Origin of the sequence: Cyclobacterium roseum (genome assembly GCF_010119225.1) — a bacterium.
Classification (GTDB): Bacteria; Bacteroidota; Bacteroidia; order Cytophagales; family Cyclobacteriaceae; genus Cyclobacterium; species Cyclobacterium roseum.
Map to the genome: position 1 here is coordinate 1 of NZ_WNKF01000051.1, position 1,202 is coordinate 1,202.

The 1,202-nt window shown below is 38.4% G+C and carries 1 protein-coding gene; it reads right to left on the minus strand.

Going from position 1 to position 1,202, the window contains the following annotated elements:
- Positions 1–12: 12 nt before the first annotated feature.
- Positions 13–1,145 (minus strand): IS630 family transposase gene (locus tag GJQ68_RS23075; RefSeq protein WP_162419618.1). Its coding sequence is split into 2 segments (ribosomal slippage): positions 13–719 and positions 719–1,145, totalling 1,134 coding nucleotides; the frame shifts between segments, so codons are not numbered across the junction.
- Positions 1,146–1,202 lie beyond the last annotated feature (57 nt).

Genomic DNA, 1,202 nt, shown 5'->3' on the forward strand with positions numbered 1-1,202 from the left:
TCTAGTGTTATGTTAACCGTAAATTGACGGATAAAGCCGTCTTAGTTTTATTCTTGATTCTTTTGTGGTAAACTGCCAATTTATCTTACTGTTTTTATTATTACGGTCATTTTGCCAAGCTGCAATCTCACGGGTTATTTCGTCCATAGAGGACATATGTCTACTGAGACATTGTCCATTTAAAACATGAAGTTCTATTTCCGCCATATTGAGCCAGCTACCATGTTTGGGTGTGAACACAAATTCAAATCGATCCCAGATCCGTTTGGCTTCCTGAGGTTCAAAGGTTTCATATAGTGACGATGCCGCATGTGTTTTAAAATTATCCATCACTAACGTGATTTTCTCTGCATTTGGGTAGAGTTGGTCTGCAATTCTCTTGATCAATTTTGCCCAGTCTTGTTTCTTTTTAAAATGAGTAACCTCAACCATCCTTTTCCCTTTAAGTGGCTCATTGACCATGAATATATTAACCATCCCATGCCTGATGTATTCATAATCTACTCTTGTTTCCCTACCTGATGCCATGGGAACGGATTTTCGGGCATCTGAAATGAGTTGCTTCGGGGATTCATCCATGCAAACCACGGGTCTGCTTTCATCGTAAGGCCTCTTATAAACGTCCAGGACTTCTTCCATACTGGCTACAAAGGCACTGTTCTTATCCGGTGGTATCACCCATCCTTTTACTTTCCAAGGCTTAAGTTCATTTTTTTTAAAGTGTTACCTACGGCCACATACGAAATACTATCCACGTAATTAAGTTCAACCATTTTGTCGGCCAAAAGCCTCAAAGACCATTTGGCATATCCTGTAGGTGGTTCACTACAACAAAGCTGTACAAGCTTGGCTTCTACTTCTCCATCTATTTTTTTCTCATAAACTCGAGCACTTGGCTTACGCTCCAAAGCTCCTTCTAAACCTTCTTCCACAAACCGCTTTTTTATCCTGTCTATTGTTCGCATTCCTATTTTCAGAACCTTACTAATCTGCTCATTGGTGATCTTTTCGGCATACTCGCCTTCATCACAATTTAATAATACATAAGCAGTGCGAAAGGTGTGGGAGCTATGTGAACCTTTATTTATAATAGCCATAAGTTCTTCCACTTCATCTTTCAATAATTTAATAACATACCTTTTCATAGTTTTTTTTAAAGGTATGCAATTATTACGTCATATCATAGTTAACTTAACACTAGT